This window comes from Nostoc sp. LEGE 06077, from assembly GCF_015207705.1.
GTDB lineage: Bacteria > Cyanobacteriota > Cyanobacteriia > Cyanobacteriales > Nostocaceae > Nostoc_B.
This window is the reverse complement of record NZ_JADEWI010000066.1, coordinates 1-17,275: the sequence shown is the minus strand read 5'-3', so window position 1 is coordinate 17,275 and position 17,275 is coordinate 1. Positions and strand designations below refer to the sequence as shown.

Annotated in this window: 14 protein-coding genes; 10 read left to right on the top strand and 4 right to left on the bottom strand. The window is 40.6% G+C overall.

The window, feature by feature from the left end; translation table 11 throughout:
• Positions 1-5: 5 nt before the first annotated feature.
• Positions 6-509 carry a DNA recombination-mediator protein A gene (locus IQ244_RS27470; RefSeq protein WP_193899865.1) on the bottom strand — a complete coding sequence of 168 codons (504 nt, stop codon included), beginning with the start codon at positions 507-509 and terminating at the stop codon, positions 6-8.
• Between the two features lie 243 nt (positions 510-752).
• Here IQ244_RS27470 and IQ244_RS27465 point away from each other — a divergent pair, with 243 nt between their 5' ends.
• Positions 753-1,169, top strand: coding sequence for an SRPBCC family protein (locus tag IQ244_RS27465; RefSeq protein WP_193899864.1), 417 nt, complete (start codon positions 753-755; stop codon positions 1,167-1,169).
• Between the two features lie 82 nt (positions 1,170-1,251).
• Here IQ244_RS27465 and IQ244_RS27460 read toward each other — a convergent pair whose 3' ends face one another.
• Both IQ244_RS27460 and ebsA read right to left on the bottom strand, forming a co-directional pair.
• A complete protein-coding gene (locus IQ244_RS27460) occupies positions 1,252-2,346 on the bottom strand; it encodes a phosphotransacetylase family protein (RefSeq protein ID WP_193899863.1) in 1,095 nt (364 codons plus the stop codon).
• Between the two features lie 427 nt (positions 2,347-2,773).
• Positions 2,774-3,148 (bottom strand): type IV pilus biogenesis protein EbsA, encoded by a 375-nt coding sequence (gene ebsA, locus IQ244_RS27455; RefSeq protein WP_193899862.1) that lies wholly within the window; start codon positions 3,146-3,148, stop codon positions 2,774-2,776.
• Positions 3,149-3,766: 618 nt separating this feature from the next.
• Here ebsA and IQ244_RS27450 point away from each other — a divergent pair.
• Positions 3,767-5,173 (top strand): glycosyltransferase, encoded by a 1,407-nt coding sequence (locus IQ244_RS27450; RefSeq protein ID WP_193899861.1) that lies wholly within the window; start codon positions 3,767-3,769, stop codon positions 5,171-5,173.
• A 216-nt stretch (positions 5,174-5,389) separates the two neighbouring features.
• Complete coding sequence (locus IQ244_RS27445) at positions 5,390-6,016, top strand: class I SAM-dependent DNA methyltransferase (RefSeq protein ID WP_228059196.1); 627 nt, start codon at positions 5,390-5,392, stop codon at positions 6,014-6,016.
• Between the two features lie 104 nt (positions 6,017-6,120).
• On the opposite strand, the gene IQ244_RS27440 is transcribed toward IQ244_RS27445, so the two are convergent.
• Positions 6,121-8,064 (bottom strand): DNA polymerase III subunit gamma/tau, encoded by a 1,944-nt coding sequence (locus IQ244_RS27440; protein ID WP_193899859.1) that lies wholly within the window; start codon positions 8,062-8,064, stop codon positions 6,121-6,123.
• Between the two features lie 121 nt (positions 8,065-8,185).
• Between IQ244_RS27440 and IQ244_RS33090 the strand changes: the two genes are divergently transcribed.
• The 7 genes from IQ244_RS33090 to IQ244_RS27410 form a co-directional block, all read left to right on the top strand.
• Positions 8,186-8,314, top strand: coding sequence for a hypothetical protein (locus IQ244_RS33090; RefSeq protein ID WP_265578958.1), 129 nt, complete (start codon positions 8,186-8,188; stop codon positions 8,312-8,314).
• Between the two features lie 12 nt (positions 8,315-8,326).
• Positions 8,327-9,031 carry a hypothetical protein gene (locus tag IQ244_RS27435; RefSeq protein WP_193899858.1) on the top strand — a complete coding sequence of 235 codons (705 nt, stop codon included), beginning with the start codon at positions 8,327-8,329 and terminating at the stop codon, positions 9,029-9,031.
• 391 nt (positions 9,032-9,422) lie between these two features.
• The gene (locus tag IQ244_RS27430) at positions 9,423-13,373 is read left to right on the top strand and encodes a CHAT domain-containing protein (RefSeq protein WP_193899857.1); all 3,951 of its coding nucleotides are present in this window, start codon (positions 9,423-9,425) and stop codon (positions 13,371-13,373) included.
• An 86-nt stretch (positions 13,374-13,459) separates the two neighbouring features.
• Positions 13,460-15,700 carry a substrate-binding domain-containing protein gene (locus tag IQ244_RS27425; protein ID WP_193899856.1) on the top strand — a complete coding sequence of 747 codons (2,241 nt, stop codon included), beginning with the start codon at positions 13,460-13,462 and terminating at the stop codon, positions 15,698-15,700.
• A gap of 80 nt (positions 15,701-15,780) precedes the next feature.
• Positions 15,781-15,924: a hypothetical protein gene (locus IQ244_RS27420; RefSeq protein ID WP_193899855.1), complete on the top strand. Its 144-nt coding sequence runs from the start codon at positions 15,781-15,783 to the stop codon at positions 15,922-15,924.
• Between the two features lie 20 nt (positions 15,925-15,944).
• Entirely contained in the window at positions 15,945-16,448 is a 504-nt protein-coding gene (locus tag IQ244_RS27415) for a phage tail protein (RefSeq protein ID WP_193899854.1), read from the top strand.
• A 6-nt stretch (positions 16,449-16,454) separates the two neighbouring features.
• A partial coding sequence (locus IQ244_RS27410) for a hypothetical protein (RefSeq protein WP_193899853.1) occupies positions 16,455-17,275 on the top strand: 821 nt, incomplete at its 3' end.

Sequence of the window (17,275 nt, the reverse complement as noted above, 5' to 3'; positions counted from 1 at the left end):
GTTGACTAATCAAAGTAAAACAAAGTTACTACTTTTCTTTGTTCTTCCGCATCTCCACAGGTTTGTAGCAGAGTGCGACTGTCATGAAAAGCAAAACAAATTAATTGCTGACAACGCGAGACAATCTCTTTGTTACAGATGTAACTAGCTTCAGCCAGAGACAGGTTATCGTTACTGGGATTTTCGACCAGATGCATTACCTGTTCTAACTGCTGCCGAGATTCTAATGGCTGACGTTCCAAGCTTTGGGGAAGAATCACAGTCAGCAAATTGGCATCAGCCCGCATTGCACCTCGGATGGCGGCTGAATTAGTCCCAGTAGCTCCAGAAGTGATGATCCGATTGCCCGATAGAACTAAGGCATAGGTCATCATTTCAATCAGATTTTGATGCGTAATCGGCACATGGCGAGAACCCAGCAAAGCGATTCGTTTAGAACCTGTTTGCTGAATTGTCGCCAGTTCTTGCGCTAATGTATCGAGGTTAATTAGGTCTATTGACTGGCTCAAAGATAAAATTAATTAGAATTGAACGACCTAGATATTTTACCAAACAGAGTGTAGGTAGGAAGCTAGATGAAGTTAGACATTGCTACAATTTTTTAATTATTTAACTAAGTAGCTGGATACTTGTATAAATAGTCAACGATCAATGGTCAAAATCAGCCTTTTTTTGGACTCTGGACTATTGATCCCTTCGGGTTGAGGCAGCCTTAATGCGAAATTTATGACATTTACGGATGTTTGGGAAATATGAAATTCAGTCATACAGTAAAAACCAGCGCCATACCAGAACAGATCTGGGAGATATGGGTTGATGTCAAGAACTGGCCTATATGGGACACAGAACTAGAATCTGCATATATTGAAGGAGATTTCACCCTCTATACCAAAGGAAAGCTAAAACCCAAGAATGCCCCTGTGTCTGTATTTTTTATCTCGGAATTCGAGTCAAAAAAGAGCTATACATTCACCACTCAGTTGCCTTTATGCAAGCTCAACGTTAAACGTTATCTCACCGTAAACCACAGCGGTACATTCTTTACACATGAGATTTCGTTCACTGGACTTTTGTCTTTTTTATTCAGCAACCTATTAGGTCGAAAATTTCAAAAAGTGTTACCAGAAGTCATGGATAAACTCCGCAAGCTGGCTGAAGAAAGACACTGAGTACCATGACGAATGCTAGTTTTGAAACAAAAATACAACATTTAGCTGCATAGCTAACTGGCATCTTGGGTAATTTTTCGGGCTAGGACAAGGCTGTTGCTGGACTTAAGCCCAGTTTAGATAATAAACGCTCAATGTCAAAATGCTCATTCATCAACTGGCGGATGCACTGTACTTTAATTGGTTCGTGGACGCGGACTTGACCAAAAGTCCGATCAACAATTTCTACCGTAGTGAGGGTATCTAAATCAACGGACAAAATCGGAATTTCTAGTTCTTCAGCACGGCTGAGAATAAATTGCGGGGGTGGTAATTGTCCTGTGAGGATCAGACATTGGGTTGAGGTTTCTAAAGCTGCTTGTTGAATTTCTACCCGATCGCCTCCTGTGACTACTGCCATGTTACGCCGTTTGCGGAAATACTTGACGGCTGCATTGACGTTCATCGCGCCAATAGCCAGACTTTCTACCATCAAATCTAAGCGATCGCTGCGACAGAGAACTTCAGCATTTAACTGGTTTACCAGTTCACCCACGCTGACACTCCGCAGTAGATCATTTTTTGGTAGTGTTCCGAGTACGGCAATACCCTGCTGTTCTAAAAACGGACGGACAATATTTTCTACTATTTCTAATTCCTGGATAGGAATATCATTCAAGACAACACCTACTAAGCGATCGCCTATATCCTGTTTAGCTGCTAATAAAGCATCTATCGACAGTAGGGAGTTGTAACGAGTTACTAACAATACAGCCGCGTCTAATACTTGCGCTACTTGCAACGTTGACAAATTAAACAAATTCCCTTCTGTTAAATTGCCAGGCCCCTCCAGTAAGACTAAATCTCCGCGAGAAACTTGCAAATATTGCTGTACTAACGACTGCCGATAATTAGTGTTATCTTCGCCGCTTAAACGTTTCTGGACACTGACTTCATCTAAAGCCAGCATGGTAGGCGCAATGCGGTTTGCTGCTAGGTTAAGGCTAGAAGCAATAAACTGGACATCTTCTTCAACTATGGTGCCGCTAGATGTTTTCAAACAAGTTCCCAGCGGTTTACCGTAGGCTATATCCAGTCCTTTTTGCTGTAGCTGATAAGACAAACCCAAAACTGTTGCAGATTTTCCACTGTAAGTTTCGGTTGAGCCAATCAGCAGATATTTAGCAGATTTTGGCACACATGCACTCCTAATTTCAAAAGGAAGTAGAACCTAGCTAGGTGTTTCCTAATTTTAGTTTGTTCCAGCAGAAGACTTACGCTCTTAGTGAGCATAGTTTTTGAGAATTAACATTTTTTTGGGTAAAAAATTAGCTTTTATTGACAGTCTTTCTTCTATAAAGTGAGTAATTACTGGGTATTTAAATTAATGTTTTAACTGTTTTTAGCTTGAGGCTAAATCCATAAACTAGATTATACCTGAATGCTGGAAATCATCACTGTCTGAGATAGGTTCAAGGGAAATTATTTTCCCTTGCTATCCTATACCAGAATACGGTTCAGATAAGCTTTTTCATCCTTTACTGTTCCCCGTTCCCCGTTACCTTATCTCCACAAGAAAACCTTCTTAACTGAACCGTATTGTCCTAAACTTTTAGGGAATTGATTTAGTCATCTATACGCAGCAACTTGCGGTAAAAAGATTGTGAAAAGTCTGTTACACGATAACGTTTATAGTTGTCCATTAATTCAATTAAAAAACCAATAAACTCAAAGCTAGCCATCATCACTTCATAATTGAGTTCAGCATTACCATCAAACTGTATTCGGCACCGCGTCAAGTCAGAAGGCAGGCTGGCCACATTCCAAGAAGCTACAAAGGGAATATGATCACTAGCTTCTATTTTGCGATGCCCTTCGACAATACCTTTTTGATAGAGACTGATAGCATAAGGCAAGAAATTACGCTTTGTACCTTGAATGTATGGCAAGTAGACGCTTGCTTGCTGCTGAGTTGCCGGTTGTAGTTGCTCAATAGACATTGTTGAATATTCCTCAAGTTAGTTGAAACTGGGGATATTAGCCGTTGTCAATAGTATTCCCAAAAAAACTCTGTAATACACACTACACACATCTTGCAGCAAGTCCCAACGAATGGAATTCGCACAGAATGCGGGGTTTTAGACCCTTCCTTTGGTCATGGGCTTTGGCACTGAGTCAGTATTCCCTTCTACCTCTTCATCGAGAAACGGTATAAGTGTGAAAAGTAATTGTAAAAATCTTGATGAAATGTAAACAATCAATAAGTAATTCTTTGCATTTCGTCTTTTTAGTTTTGACTTTGTGATAGTGCTATTAAAGTTACTACTAAGAAATATTAAAATTTCGGTTACAATAAGGCTGCATTAGCTCTTATGAAAGCTGGGGCATTAGCGGCAAAAAAACCTAATATTAGGCAGTAAACGCGCTGATTGCAATGTCTCCCAACTGTAAGCTGTGCCTATCTTGTGATTACTTTGCTTAATCTACAGTTGCCCAATAAAGACAACAGATCGCCGATGCAGCAAGTAACCGCAGATAGCATAGTTGAAGTTTGACGTTAAGTAATTCCCAGCTTATTTATGGGTGTAGAAAAATACTGGTATTGCATTAAATAAACTATGCCAGCGAACTCCTGGCCTGAAAACGATTCATACAAAGAGCTTGAAGGGCTTGATTCTCTGTTGGCTGACCTATCAGCTACGGAAGAGTCATTAGTTGAGACAAGCGATTTGTCTCAACCATCCCGGTTTCAAGGACGTAGACGTAAAGCCGCTCTGGTATTGTCAATAGTTTGGAGTGGGACGATCGCTCTACACTTAGCTTCTTGGGCTTATATATTTGTCTTAGGATTGACCACAATTATGGGACTTCATGCCCTAGTAGTGGTATTTTCTAAACCCCGCCGTTATCAAAAAGAAATGCAGGGCGAATTACCCTCTGTCTCTTTGTTGGTAGCTGCAAAAAATGAGGAAGCGGTAATTGGTAAATTAGTCAAGAATCTTTGCAGTCTGGAATATCCAGATGGGCAATATGAAGTGTGGATAATTGACGATAACAGTACCGATAAAACACCGCAAATCTTAGCAGAACTGGCACAAGAGTACAAAAAACTCAAAGTACTGCGGCGTTCACCCCAAGCTGGTGGTGGTAAATCGGGAGCATTAAATCAGGTTTTGCCACAGACTAAAGGCGAAATTATCGCCGTGTTTGATGCTGATGCTCAAGTGCCATCAGACTTACTACTCCAGATAGTACCTTTGTTCCAAAGAGAAAAAGTCGGCGCGGTGCAGGTGCGGAAAGCGATCGCCAATGCCAAAGAAAATTTTTGGACTAAGGGACAGATGGCAGAGATGGCTCTGGACACTTGGTTCCAGCAGCAGCGCATTGCTTTGGGTGGACTTGGCGAATTGCGCGGTAACGGTCAATTTGTGCGACGCACAGCCTTAGACAGTTGTGGTGGATGGAATGAAGAAACCATCACCGATGACCTAGATATGACCTTACGCTTGCATTTGGACAACTGGGATATTGAGTGCGTATTCTCCCCAGCCGTGCAAGAAGAAGGTGTGACAACTGCGATCGCCCTTTGGCATCAGCGCAACCGTTGGGCAGAAGGTGGCTATCAGCGTTATTTAGATTACTGGGATCTGATTCTGCAAAACCGCATGGGAACCCGCAAAACCTGGGATATGCTCATGTTTATGATCACCATGTACATCTTGCCAACAGCTGCCATCCCAGATTTATTAATGGCAGTTACACGGCATCGCCTACCACTGTTCAGCCCAATTACTACCCTATCAGTATCTATGTCTGTTGTGGGTATGTTTGCCGGACTGCGGCGGATACGCCAAGAGCAAAAATTCACCGTTGCTACTTATCCTGTGTTACTACTACAAACCCTGCGCGGCACATTATATATGTTGCACTGGTTAATAGTGATGAGTAGTACCACTGCCCGGATGTCCTTTAGGCCAAAGCGCCTGAAATGGGTGAAAACAGTACATTCTGGTAGTGGAGATTAAAAAGGCAAAAATTAAAAAGTAAAAGGCAAAAGAATTTTTTCTTTTGCCTTTTTTATTTTGGATTAAACAAGTAAGGTTAAAAATAATAGGACTTAATACATTCACATGGAAAAGTCAGGCCCAAACTTTTTTGATGATGAGGTGGTTTTTGCAACCTATATGCAACATCGTCAACGTGTAGATACGGTCAATGATACGCTGGAAAAGCCAGTGCTGATGGATCTCATTAATCCCATTACTGACCAACGTATCCTTGATCTTGGGTGTGGCAATGCTGCAATTGGGCGGGAACTTCTTCAGCAGGGAGCGACGAGCTACATTGGCATCGAAGGCTCACACAAGATGGCTACCGTTGCGCGTCAAACACTTGCAAACACATCTGGTGAAATTGTTTGCCAGAGAATTGAGGATTGGGCTTATCCGCCAGTAGCGTTTGATCTAGTTATATCAAGACTTGCCCTACATTATATTGCTGATCTCGCATCAATTTGCACCAAAGTCTTTGATGCGATCACTCCAACGGGAAAGTTTATTTTTTCAGTTGAGCATCCCGTGATTACTTCTTGTGACAGTGGTTGGACAGCTGGCAAACTCCGCCAAGATTGGCTCGTCGATAATTATTTCACGACTGGACTGCGAGTGACAAATTGGCTTGGTGGTACAGTGCAGAAATATCACCGCACGGTTGAAGAATATTTTTATCTCCTCCAGAAAGCTGGATTTATCATTACGGATTTGCGTGAGGCACATCCGCAACCTGAATATTTCCAAGACATGGAAACTTATCAGCGACGAAAGCGTATTCCGCTATTTTTGATTCTGGCAGCACATAAGCCTGGGTAACGCCGCAGGTTAACACAAAAGGATATTCTTTCCACTGTTTATGGGAGCTAAATTCATCCTAGGATTTACCAACACCAGAAAATATTATTTTTTAGCTTATTCTCTTAATCATCGATCTCAACTTCATCTACCCAGTCAGATGGAGTCGTAGAACCAGAAAATTCTGAGCCACCATCGGCAAAGCGGACAATTTGCCCATCGAAAAATTGTGCTAAATGTTGCGCGGCTCTAGTCACTTCTTCCCACTCCTCAGAAGAATTTTGCGTAGGTTCTGGTGGTAAAGGTTGGATATGAGCAGCACCATTACCATTACCATTTGGGGAAAATTCAGGTTTGACGGGTGGAGGTGTAGCAGGTGGTTGCTGTATTTGTACAGGTGGCGGTGTAAAGGCCTGCGGTACTGGTGCTTGATGATGGTTATTGTGTTGAGGCGCAGATGGTTGCTGAACACGGTTGGAACCATTGGCTGACTGTTCTTTTCTATTTGCAGAAGCTGTTGCAGCAGTAGCTTTTTCTAAACTAACTTCAACGTTGCGATTCACAGTCTGCTGGAAAGCAGCTGTAATCATAGGTAGATCAGATTTAACTTTGTCGTACCATGCAGCTTTTACACCTACACGCGCACTATTACCATCAAACTCAATCAGATGGCACATTTGCCCTAACAATGCTCTGCGGGGAATTTGCTGGATATTGCTGAGTACTTGCTGCCAAATTTCGGTTAAATCTAATTCTGCGGCAACTGACACAGGGCTAACTGGCTGTGTGGGTGCGGATGAAGCGACAGGTGGCGGTGGCGAGACAGTTTCTTGGTTTGGAGTAGAGGGAGGTGGAGAGATAGATTGCTGGTGTGAAGGTGCAGGAGCAGCTTTTTCAGTTGTTGGTGATGGGTGATGGTTATTTTGAGGTGCAGGTATACTGACTTTTGAGGAAACAACTGTGGCGACTGGCTGAATACTGGCGCTCGGTAACAATCCTAAGAATGTCACCTCTAACCACAAGCGCGGCTGGGTAGTATTTTTAATTTGAACTTCCGCTGTTCGCAGGTGTTGTTGTCCTGCCAAAATTGCACTGATGTGTAGATTTTGCGCCAACTCAATTAAGGCTGTCCAAGTTTGTGGAGTACAAGCTACTAAATCTTGGCGGTTGGGGGCGGTTTTGGCAATGAGTAAATCGCGGTAAAGGTTAGCGAGATTTTGCAGAATAGTTAGGGGTTCTCTACCTCGGTCGAGGATGTAACGGCTACAGTCTAAAATTGCTTCGGGATTATCTTGAGCGATCGCACTCAATAAGGCTAACAAATCTCGTTCGCTGACGGAACCGACTAAATCCCAGACTCTTTCCGGTGTGACTTGCCCCGATAATAAAGCTAATTGGTCAAGTAAACTCTCCGCATCCCGTAATCCACCTTGGGAAACTTGCGCGACTAAGGTGACAGCAGCTTCGGAAATATCAATACTTTCTTTCATGGCGATCGCATTTAAATGCTTCACCATCGCCTCTAGTTGAATGCGTCTAAAATCAAACCGCTGACAACGAGAAATAATTGTTGGTAAAACTCGCTGGGGATCTGTGGTGGCGAGAACAAAAACTACGTGTCTTGGTGGTTCTTCTAGTGTTTTTAGTAACGCATTGAATGCCTGGGTACTGAGCATATGACATTCATCGACCACATACACTTTATACCGACACTGTACTGGGGCAAACTGTGCTTTTTCGATGAGTTCGCGGATATTATCGACACCAGTGTTGCTGGCCGCATCGATTTCAATCACGTCTAAAGAATAGCCTTTGGTGATTCCCTGACAAACATCACAGACACCACAAGGTTCGGCTGTCGGCTTGTCACTTTTGAGACAATTGAGGGATTTTGCCAGAATTCTGGCACTAGACGTTTTACCCGTACCTCTTGGCCCGGTGAATAAATAAGCAGGGGCAATTTTAGCTGTACGGATAGCATTAATTAGGGTAATAGCGATCGCCTCTTGCCCCACTAGTTCAGCAAAACTTTTTGGACGATACTTGTGGTGCAGGGGTTCGTAAGGCATGGAAGGAAAATGTCAGTACATTTTCAGAATAAATTTGCTAATAAACGCCCAACTTGGCGTTCACATATTTTAAACGTAGCGTGTCTGTTTTTTACTATAGTACATTTGAACCATATAAAGTATGAAGTTAAGATTTCAGACTAGCCTGCGGCAAGCCGCTGCGCGTCTACACACTTCAGACTTCAGAATGTACATTTTCTTAACTGCACCAACGCTATCTGGAAGAGCGATCGCTACAATCTTAGGGTAGACAATACACTTTATGGTGCGACAAATGCTCAAGCGGTTATTTCAATGGCTCAAAAACCTCTTCCAAAGTTTATTTGGCAGAAAATCGACTCCTAAAAAAGCCGAGGTGAATGTCCAACAAGAGTCAGCACCGCCTCTGAGTGATACGGATTTAGAATTTCTGTTCACCGAACTTTTAGAGGGAGTCAATCAGGCGCGAGGACAGGCTTGGGCGCTCAAATGGCTGCACAATATTGAGCATCGTGTTTCTTCAGAACGTTGGATAGAGTGGTTACGTCGCTTTGGCGAAAGATTACTAGCAGCACCGACACCAAATAATGAGTTAGCCGCGCGGTTAGTACAACTGGGTGATTTAGGCGTAGGCGAAATCGGCGATGAGGCTTACGAAATTGGGATGCAGTTATTAACACGCAATTCTTGTAATTCTAGTGAACCAATCTGGGAATATGACGGGCCAGATACTTTCAGCACATTCCTCTCAGCAGAAAACTACGTAGAACCAGAAGACACAGCAACAGCCGATAATGCCTCAGAAGGAGATTACCAAACTGTCACCTTAGAGCAGTTGTTTGGCATGATGCAGGAAGATCACAACTTACGTCAGCAAATTTCTCAACAATTGGGAATTGAGTCCGACGATCCAGAAGTGATTATCAAGGAGTTGGTCAATCAATACTATATGCCCAATAACTCAACTTCAGATGAAGCGCCAGCTTGAGTAAATTCATCAATTTGGATTGTATAAGTAAGTCGGTATGAATATTTATCGCTAGGACAAGGCTGGAGTGAAGAAGACTTGAGCATAGTTAATTTTTCTTTACATAGTTTGGTCTTTCTAAGTCGTTCTACTGAACCGTAGCCACTGAGGTTAGGACAATGTTAATAGCTCAAAGCCTTGTAGACGCAAAGCGGCTTCCTGTAGGTTAATTACTGGGTTTATACTCAACACTTTGCGCTAAATGGATAACAACTAACAAAGTTTTGTATATTTTTGATAAACATCTACCAGATAAACCCGTTAATGGCAGTGGGTTTCACGCAAATCTAGGCTTTTTTGACATAACGATCGCTACAATCTAGGATAAACAAAACCTTCAGAGTATGTGCAGATGCTCACGCAGCTATGGCAGTGGCTTAAAACACATTCAAACCAGCCCACTGGTAGTAAACAGACGTTAAAAACCTTTAGGGAACAGGAGATGGTAGAACCACCTCCTGAATTAACTAATGCTGATTTGGAACTTCTGTTTACCCAACTGCTAGAAGGGGTACATCAAGGACGAGGACAACAATGGGCAATCAGATACCTCCAACGCATGGAAGACCGTATTAGTACAGAGCGTTGGATTGATTGGTTACTCAGCTTTGGTGAAAGATTGTTAATCTCACCTGCACCTAATCAGCAGTTAGGAACGCAGATGGTACAACTTGGGGAACTCAACATCGGTAAAGTGGGTGAACTTTCCTATGACATTGGTATCAGATTAATGAGGCGGGATACTGATGAATGGGATGACGATGTGGAGGCGCAACCTGCTGCATCTACAAGCAGCGAAGGCATAAACACTCCGGGACAGAGTTTACTTCGTAACTTGGGTGAATCGTTGTGGGAATATGACGAATTAGCACCGCCAGCGACTGCACAACCGCCAGCAAACGCAGTGAATGAAACACAACCCTCCGAAGTTTCTACAGAAAATGTCGAAGAAATTATCTGGGAATATACAGGGGAAGAATTTGTAGTTCGGACGATACCTCAAGAATCTCCCATAGAGAACACTGATGTACCAGTTTGGGAATATACAGGGGAAGAATTCATCACTACACAACCCCAACAAACGGCAACGGAAAATCTAGAAGAAATTCGTTGGGAATACACAGAAGCAGAATTAGCAGATACTACATCACCCCAAGAATATCCAATAGAGAACACAGATGTATCGGTTTGGGAGTATTCAGGAGAAGAATTCACCACAACACAACCCCAGGAAATGGCAGCAGAAAATCAGGAAAAAATCACCTGGGAATATACAGGAGATGAATTTGCACCTAACGCAACAGTAGCTTTTCTGGCTCCGGCGGCGGAAGATGTCATTGGTAATTTAAGTGAATTGTCGTTGGAATATCCAGCAGAACAGACCAGACTTGTGAGAACCGGATATTCAGGAAATTCTTGGGATCAGTATTTAGCAAATTTAGATCCAAATGTTGCCTATACCCTAGATGAATTGTTGGGGAGGTTAGATCAAAGCGCACATTTAGTACAGCAGTTGGCGATGAATCTGACAGCACAATCTAGCCCACCTCCGACTACAACCACTAATCCAGCAAATACAGCCATTCAAGCACAAGCTTGGTTTTATCAAGGTTTGCAACAAGCCAAAACTGGAGATTTGGCAAGTGCGATCGCTTCTTATGATCGCGCCATTGAATTGCAACCGGAATCTTATGAATATTGGTTTAATCGCGGCTTGACTTTGTTCCATTTAGAACGTTTTGCCGAAGCCGTGGCGGCCTATGACACAGCAATTGACCTGAAACCAGACCATTACAAAGCTTGGTACAATCGCGGCGGAACATTAGGCGAATTGGGATTATTTGCCGAAGCGATCGCTTCTTTTAGTCAAGCCATCGAAATTCATCCTAATTACCCAGAAGCTTGGGCGAGTAAGGCTTTAGCTCTACTGAAGTTGGGTCAGGTGTGGGAGGCCATTACCAGTTACGATCAAGCTTTGGAATTGCAACCCCAAGACCCAGAAACATGGTATTACCGGGGTATTGCTTTTGCTGTCAGTGAGCAATATGCAGAAGCGATCGCCTCTTACAATCAAGCTTTAGAACTGCAACCAGACTATTACGAAGTTTGGATTGACCGGGGTGTGGTGCTGTTTAATTTAAAACAGTGGTCAGAAGCGATCGCTTCTTGGGACAAAGCCTTGGCGGCGCAACCTGATTTCTATTTAGCTTGGTATAACCGAGGCGTGGCGCTAGATAACTTAGTTAGAAGAGAAGAAGCGATCGCCTCATATAACAAAGCGATCGCCATCAAACCGGACTTTCATCTCGCTTGGTACAATCAAGCGGTCGCCCTGTTTTATTTGGAACGCTATCCCGAAGCGATCGTGGCTTACGACAACGCCTTACAAATCAAACTCGATTATTGGGAAGCGTGGATTGGTCGAGGTACAGCGATCGGTCATATACCTGATACCGAAACACTGGAGCATTTATTAACTAACGTCGCCGCCATTAACCCCGCCCTCAGACAAGGCGGTTATGCAGGTAAACTCGCCAGCTACGAACAAGGGTTAAAATATATTCGCCCAGATACCCACCCAGAGGGTTGGGGGAGGTTGCATTTAGCTATTGGTAACACTCATTATGAGCAAGGTAAAAAACAACCAGCACCCCGGCAACATTGGCGCAAATCTGTATTTGAATATAATCAAGCATTATTAACTCTCAGTTGGGAAGGATTTCCCCAATTACATTTAGAAATACTGCAATCTTTAATTAAAGTTTTGTTAGGTTTAGGGCAAACTACACAAGCACAAGAATTACAACAACGTGCCGCTAATTTATTGCAAGAATTGTTTAGTGACCCTGGGCGTTCTGATGAAAGTAAAAAACAGTTGGCGCTCAAATTTGCCGGAATTGGACAATTAGGAGTTGATTTCTTAGTAGAATCTGGTGATTTGGTAGAAGCGTGGGAACTAGCCGAACAGATCAAAAATGCTTGTTTACAGTGGTTATTGTTTAGCTGGCAAGATGAAATTTATTCCCTTAATTATCGTTCAGTCCAAGATTTACTTAATCCCACCACCGCAATTATTTACTGGCATATTAGCCCAGCGGCTCTGCATACATTTATTATAAAAGATGGCGCTCCCTCACCTATTTTGGTATTTATCCCCGTCCAAGAACTAGGAAATATATCATCAGAAATTAATAAGCCACTGCAAGAGTTACCTTTACCGGAAGCAACTCGAAGACTGATTGCTTTTGAACATTGGTTAGAAGATTGGCATCAAACATATCAAGATTATTGTGATCAAGCCCAAGATCCCCAAACCAAAAGCAACCATCCCTGGCGATCGCAGATGGAAGAAAAACTCTTACATCTGCAAAAAATCCTCGAAATTTCCACAATTACTCAAGAACTTGAAGGCATCACAAATCTGATTTTAGTACCTCACCGAGATTTAGCTAGATTACCTTTACATGTACTGTTTAATCTCTCTAATTCTGACTTAGAACTAGAAAATATCTCATCAAGATTGATTACTACTTATTTACCTAATATCCAAGTAGGTTTAAACTTACCACCTAGCAATATTGGACAATTGAAAAAGCAAAAATTACTGAGTATTGAATCTCCAACTAGGGCAAATTATTCTCCACCAAAATTTGCTAAGTTGGAATCAGAAGTTATCAGCCAAATGTTTGATGAACCTCACCGTATCCAGGAGGAAGAAGCTAATAAAATTAATATAGAAAAGGCTTTAGCTGAGAATTACAATATTGTTCATTTTACAAGTCAAGCTATCAACAATTTTGTTGAACCAAGGAAATCAGAATTGATATTGGCAGGAGAAGATAAACTGATCCTTGAAGAAATATATCAAAAAAATCTGAGTAATTACAACTTAGTATTTCTCTCGTCCTGTAAATTTGCGAGTAACCTCAACCAGAATGTGACTACCGAATATGTATCTTTAGTTAATAGTTTCCTTTGTGGTGGAGTTCCCCAAGTTATTAGTACTGTTTGGAATGTAGAGTCATCTGCCAGCGCATTATTAATTATAGAATTTTATCGTCGGCTCCAGATAAATCAATCACCAACCACTGCTTTAACAGAAGCAACTACATGGTTACAAGAAGTCACCGCCGGAGAATTGACGATATGGTATGAAAATTTAATCAAAACTCTGCATCCTGATGAATTGAGAATTAGAACTTATTTAGCAACACATTTATATAGAATTAGCAAAATTATCCCTGATAGAAAGCCTTATAATCATCCTTATTATTGGGCAGGATTCATTATTACAGGGATTTGATAAATTTTAGCGGAAAGTCTAATGTCTTTGAACAAAAATTGAGTGTAGGATGCGGCAGATAAGAGCGATCACTAAGGGTTTCCGTCGTGGTTTATGAACAAATCAAAGCCAAATTACCTCAGAGGTTTTTCCCCAAAGCAGAAAACCCACCAGTTGTAGAACCAGAACCGATTGTAACTCCAGCAATTGTGCAACCACTCACTACTATGGGTGTAGATATCATCTACCACAAATATCGCTGCTGTATGGGAAATCCTTTAGGCTGCGAATGGACAAAAACAACGATAGAACAAAACCCCACAGCTAAAACCTGCCAAAACTGTGGTTTTCCGGCAATTATACCGCCAAAGACCGAATTTAGGGGATATAAAGGGCGATATCGCATAGATAAATATATCGGAAATCGTGGTCTGGGGCGTTTATATCAGGGAATTCAGTTAACAGACCAACAACCAGCAATTATTAAAGAATATTTATTACCTCAACTGGCTTTTAACGCTGAGGAAACTAGAGACAGAAAACAAGCCTTTGAACGCCTAGCGGGGTTAAGTTTAGCCGATGGAAGAATTCAAGATATTCGCTTAAATTTCCCTTGGGATGCGTTAGCCGATCCTGTTGCTGAACGCTGCTATCTTGTTACTAGTGGCAATGTCGATACTTATCCCACCCTCAGAAAATATCTGACAACTACTAATCAACCTATGTCAGAGAGGGATGTGTACCGTGTTCTTGACCAAGCATTACAAACTCTGCAATTTCTCCACGGTCAAAAATTTAGTCTTCCAACTGGGCAAATACAACAAGGAATCGCCCACGGTAATATTAATCTTGATAGTCTGCTGATTATGGCAGATACTGAAGAGTTTTTTATCCATTTAACTGATTTAGCACTCTGGGAAAAGTTATTTGATTTATCAACTAATAAAACTATTATTCCTACTGTTACTCAAGACTTAGTTGATTTAGGCTATGTGGCTTTTTATTTGTTAGTAGGTCATACATTAGATGCAGATATTGATCCAAAAAAAGAGCAATATTGGCAATCAATCACTCCAGATTTTAAAGCTTTTTTATTTAGACTTTTAGAATTAGATAAACCCTTTATTCATGCAGAAGAAGCACGGCAATCATTATTGAAAATTTATCAAGCTTTACCTAGACAAGTATTAATAATTAACGAAAAATCCGAAAATAACAAAAATAAATTTTATCGCCCTTCAGTATTACTATTAAGTATCCTGGGTGCAGCGCTTATCATAGGATTAATTAGCTGGCTAGTCCAAAAATTTAAATATCAAGAAACCCTAGTCGAAGAACCAGTAGTTTGCTGTTTAAAAAGTGTGACTGGTGTACCTGCGGGGAAATTTAACTATACTGGAGAAAAAGAAAGTACTTGGAGTTTTATCCGACGACAAAGCAATTTGATATTACAAAATCAAACCCTGGAAGAAAAGTTAAAAGCAAGTCAGCCTAAATTGCAGTTAAATTACCAGCCAGAGGATAGTATAGACCAAGCGATCGCTAACGTACAATCAAGCAAAACAGACTTTGCGATCGCGAATATGATTAAACAATTTAGTCCAGAACTAAAACATCAAGAATTTGCTTATGATGGTTTAGTGGTATTTGTAGCTTTTAGTTACTCAAAACGTGATAGCAGTCTACCAAAAGCACTGAATGGTCAAATTAGTATTGAGCAATTACAAGAGTTATATACAGGAAAAATTACTAACTGGAACCAATTAAAGGGTAAAAAATTCCCTGATTTACCAGTCAGCCTTTACATACCAAAAGATAAAGAACAAATTAGAATATTTGAACAGAGAGTCCTCAAAAGTGAAAATGCGATCAGCGCTTTTCGCAGTCTCCAAAAACAGCAAACATTAAATACATCATTCACAAATTATACAATCAATTTTACACCTTTATCTACTTTAGAAATGCTGCAAAATATATTGAATGACTTTGAAAGAGATAAACCTATTGGTAGTATTGGTTTTGCTCCACTCAGTCAAGTATTTGGTCAGTGTTCTGCGTATCCTTTAGCAATAACAGATGGTAATAAGCCCGCAGTTCAAACTTTAATACAAGATAATGGTAAATCAATAGATCCAAGTACTGATTTGTGTGATGATAAAGGCAGTTATAAGCCCAATATCTTAGTCTTCAAAACAGGCAAATATCCACTTAGTTATCCATTAGTTGTATTGTATCCAGGGGATAACAGCCGTCCGCCTATTGGTCAAAAATTCGTGGAAATGCTGAGAACCGCAGAAGTACAGCAAATATTAGAGAAAGCTGGTTTAGTACCGCTACATGATCATTAGAGAAGAGTAGACTATTGGCTAATAGTTGAGATGTAAACTTTATTGATATAAATAAATCTATTTATCCAATTTTTTGAGATATGAACGATGATAGTGATCAGCAAAAAAAACTTGCCAAGTTAGCAGGTAAGGTAATGCGCGATCGTCAACTCTTATGGAAGCTGACTGATAAAGTTTATAAACTAATGAAAGACGACTTAAAGCAACAAAAAGAACGAATTTAAAACTTTTATAGGAGTGAGTAATGGCTAATACTAGCCGAGAATTAAACTACGTTACCGCCAATAGATTTTATGTAGAAATTGAGAGTAATATTACCGCGTGTTTTACAGAATGCCAAGGTTTGGGAGTTAATATCAAAACTGAAAAATTTGCGGAAGGTGGAGTCAATAATCAACAAAGAGTATTGTTAAATCCAGCAGATTTTTCAGATGTTACCCTCAAACGTGGTATTACTAATGACTTAACGTTTTGGAATTGGATCGAGAAAATTTTAACGGGTGCAATAGAACGGCGTAATGTAAATATTTTAGTTTTTAATCAAGCAGGCGAAACAATGCAATGTTGGACTTTAATTGGTGCTGTACCTATCTCATGGAAAGCACCAAGTTTAAGTGCAGATTCTAGCACAGTCGCTATTGAAGAACTAACTTTAACTTACGAAGGCTTGAAAGTTGATAAAACAAGGTCTGGCGGTGCATCAATTCTTTCTGGTCGCGATAGCTCAGGTTCCTTTTCTAGTAATTAATAGTATATGACAGAAAATCTGACCACAGGTTTTGCCTCAGAACCTTCAGCACCCAACTTAAATCTAGGTGTAAAGCGACCTTTACTACCTCATAAGCCTTTTGTTCAAAAATTAATCAGTCCCAAATTTTTATCACTATTAGGAGCAAAACCACTCTCTAATTTTGACCCCTCAGTCTTTCTAAATTCAGGAACTATAGATACTAATCTACTAGATAGTACATTTGAAAATTCACCTTTTTTTTCTGAATCTAACTTACCAAATTTCACCGATTCAACTCTAGCAACTGCAAATAAAGCAGCAAAAACAACTTCAAACTCAACAACTATTCAGCAAAAATTAGAAACCAATAATTCTGTTGTAAACAGCAATATTTTATCAAAAAATAAAAATAGTATAGATATAAATTTAGCTCAACTTGAAGCGCTCGTAGATATTAGTATACCGTCAACTAGTAGCATAGACCCAACAGTTATCCAAGCACAAAGAGATAATAATAATTCTATTGCAAATCCAAAAATAGAGAGTCTATCAACAACATCACCAGGAAAAAACGCCACATCAAATTCTGATTTAGATTCAAAAGTTATTCAAACAAAACTCCAAACTAGTGATTCTATTTCTCATCAACCAGCCATAGCATCTACTGTTACAGAATCAAAAGTTATTCAAACAAAACAAGATAGCAATGATTCTATTGCAAATCCAAAAATAGAGAGTCTATCAACGACATCACCACCAGCAGAAAACGACACATCAAATACTAATTTAGATTCAAAAGTTATTCAAACAAAACTCCAAACTAGTGATTCTATTTCTCATCAACC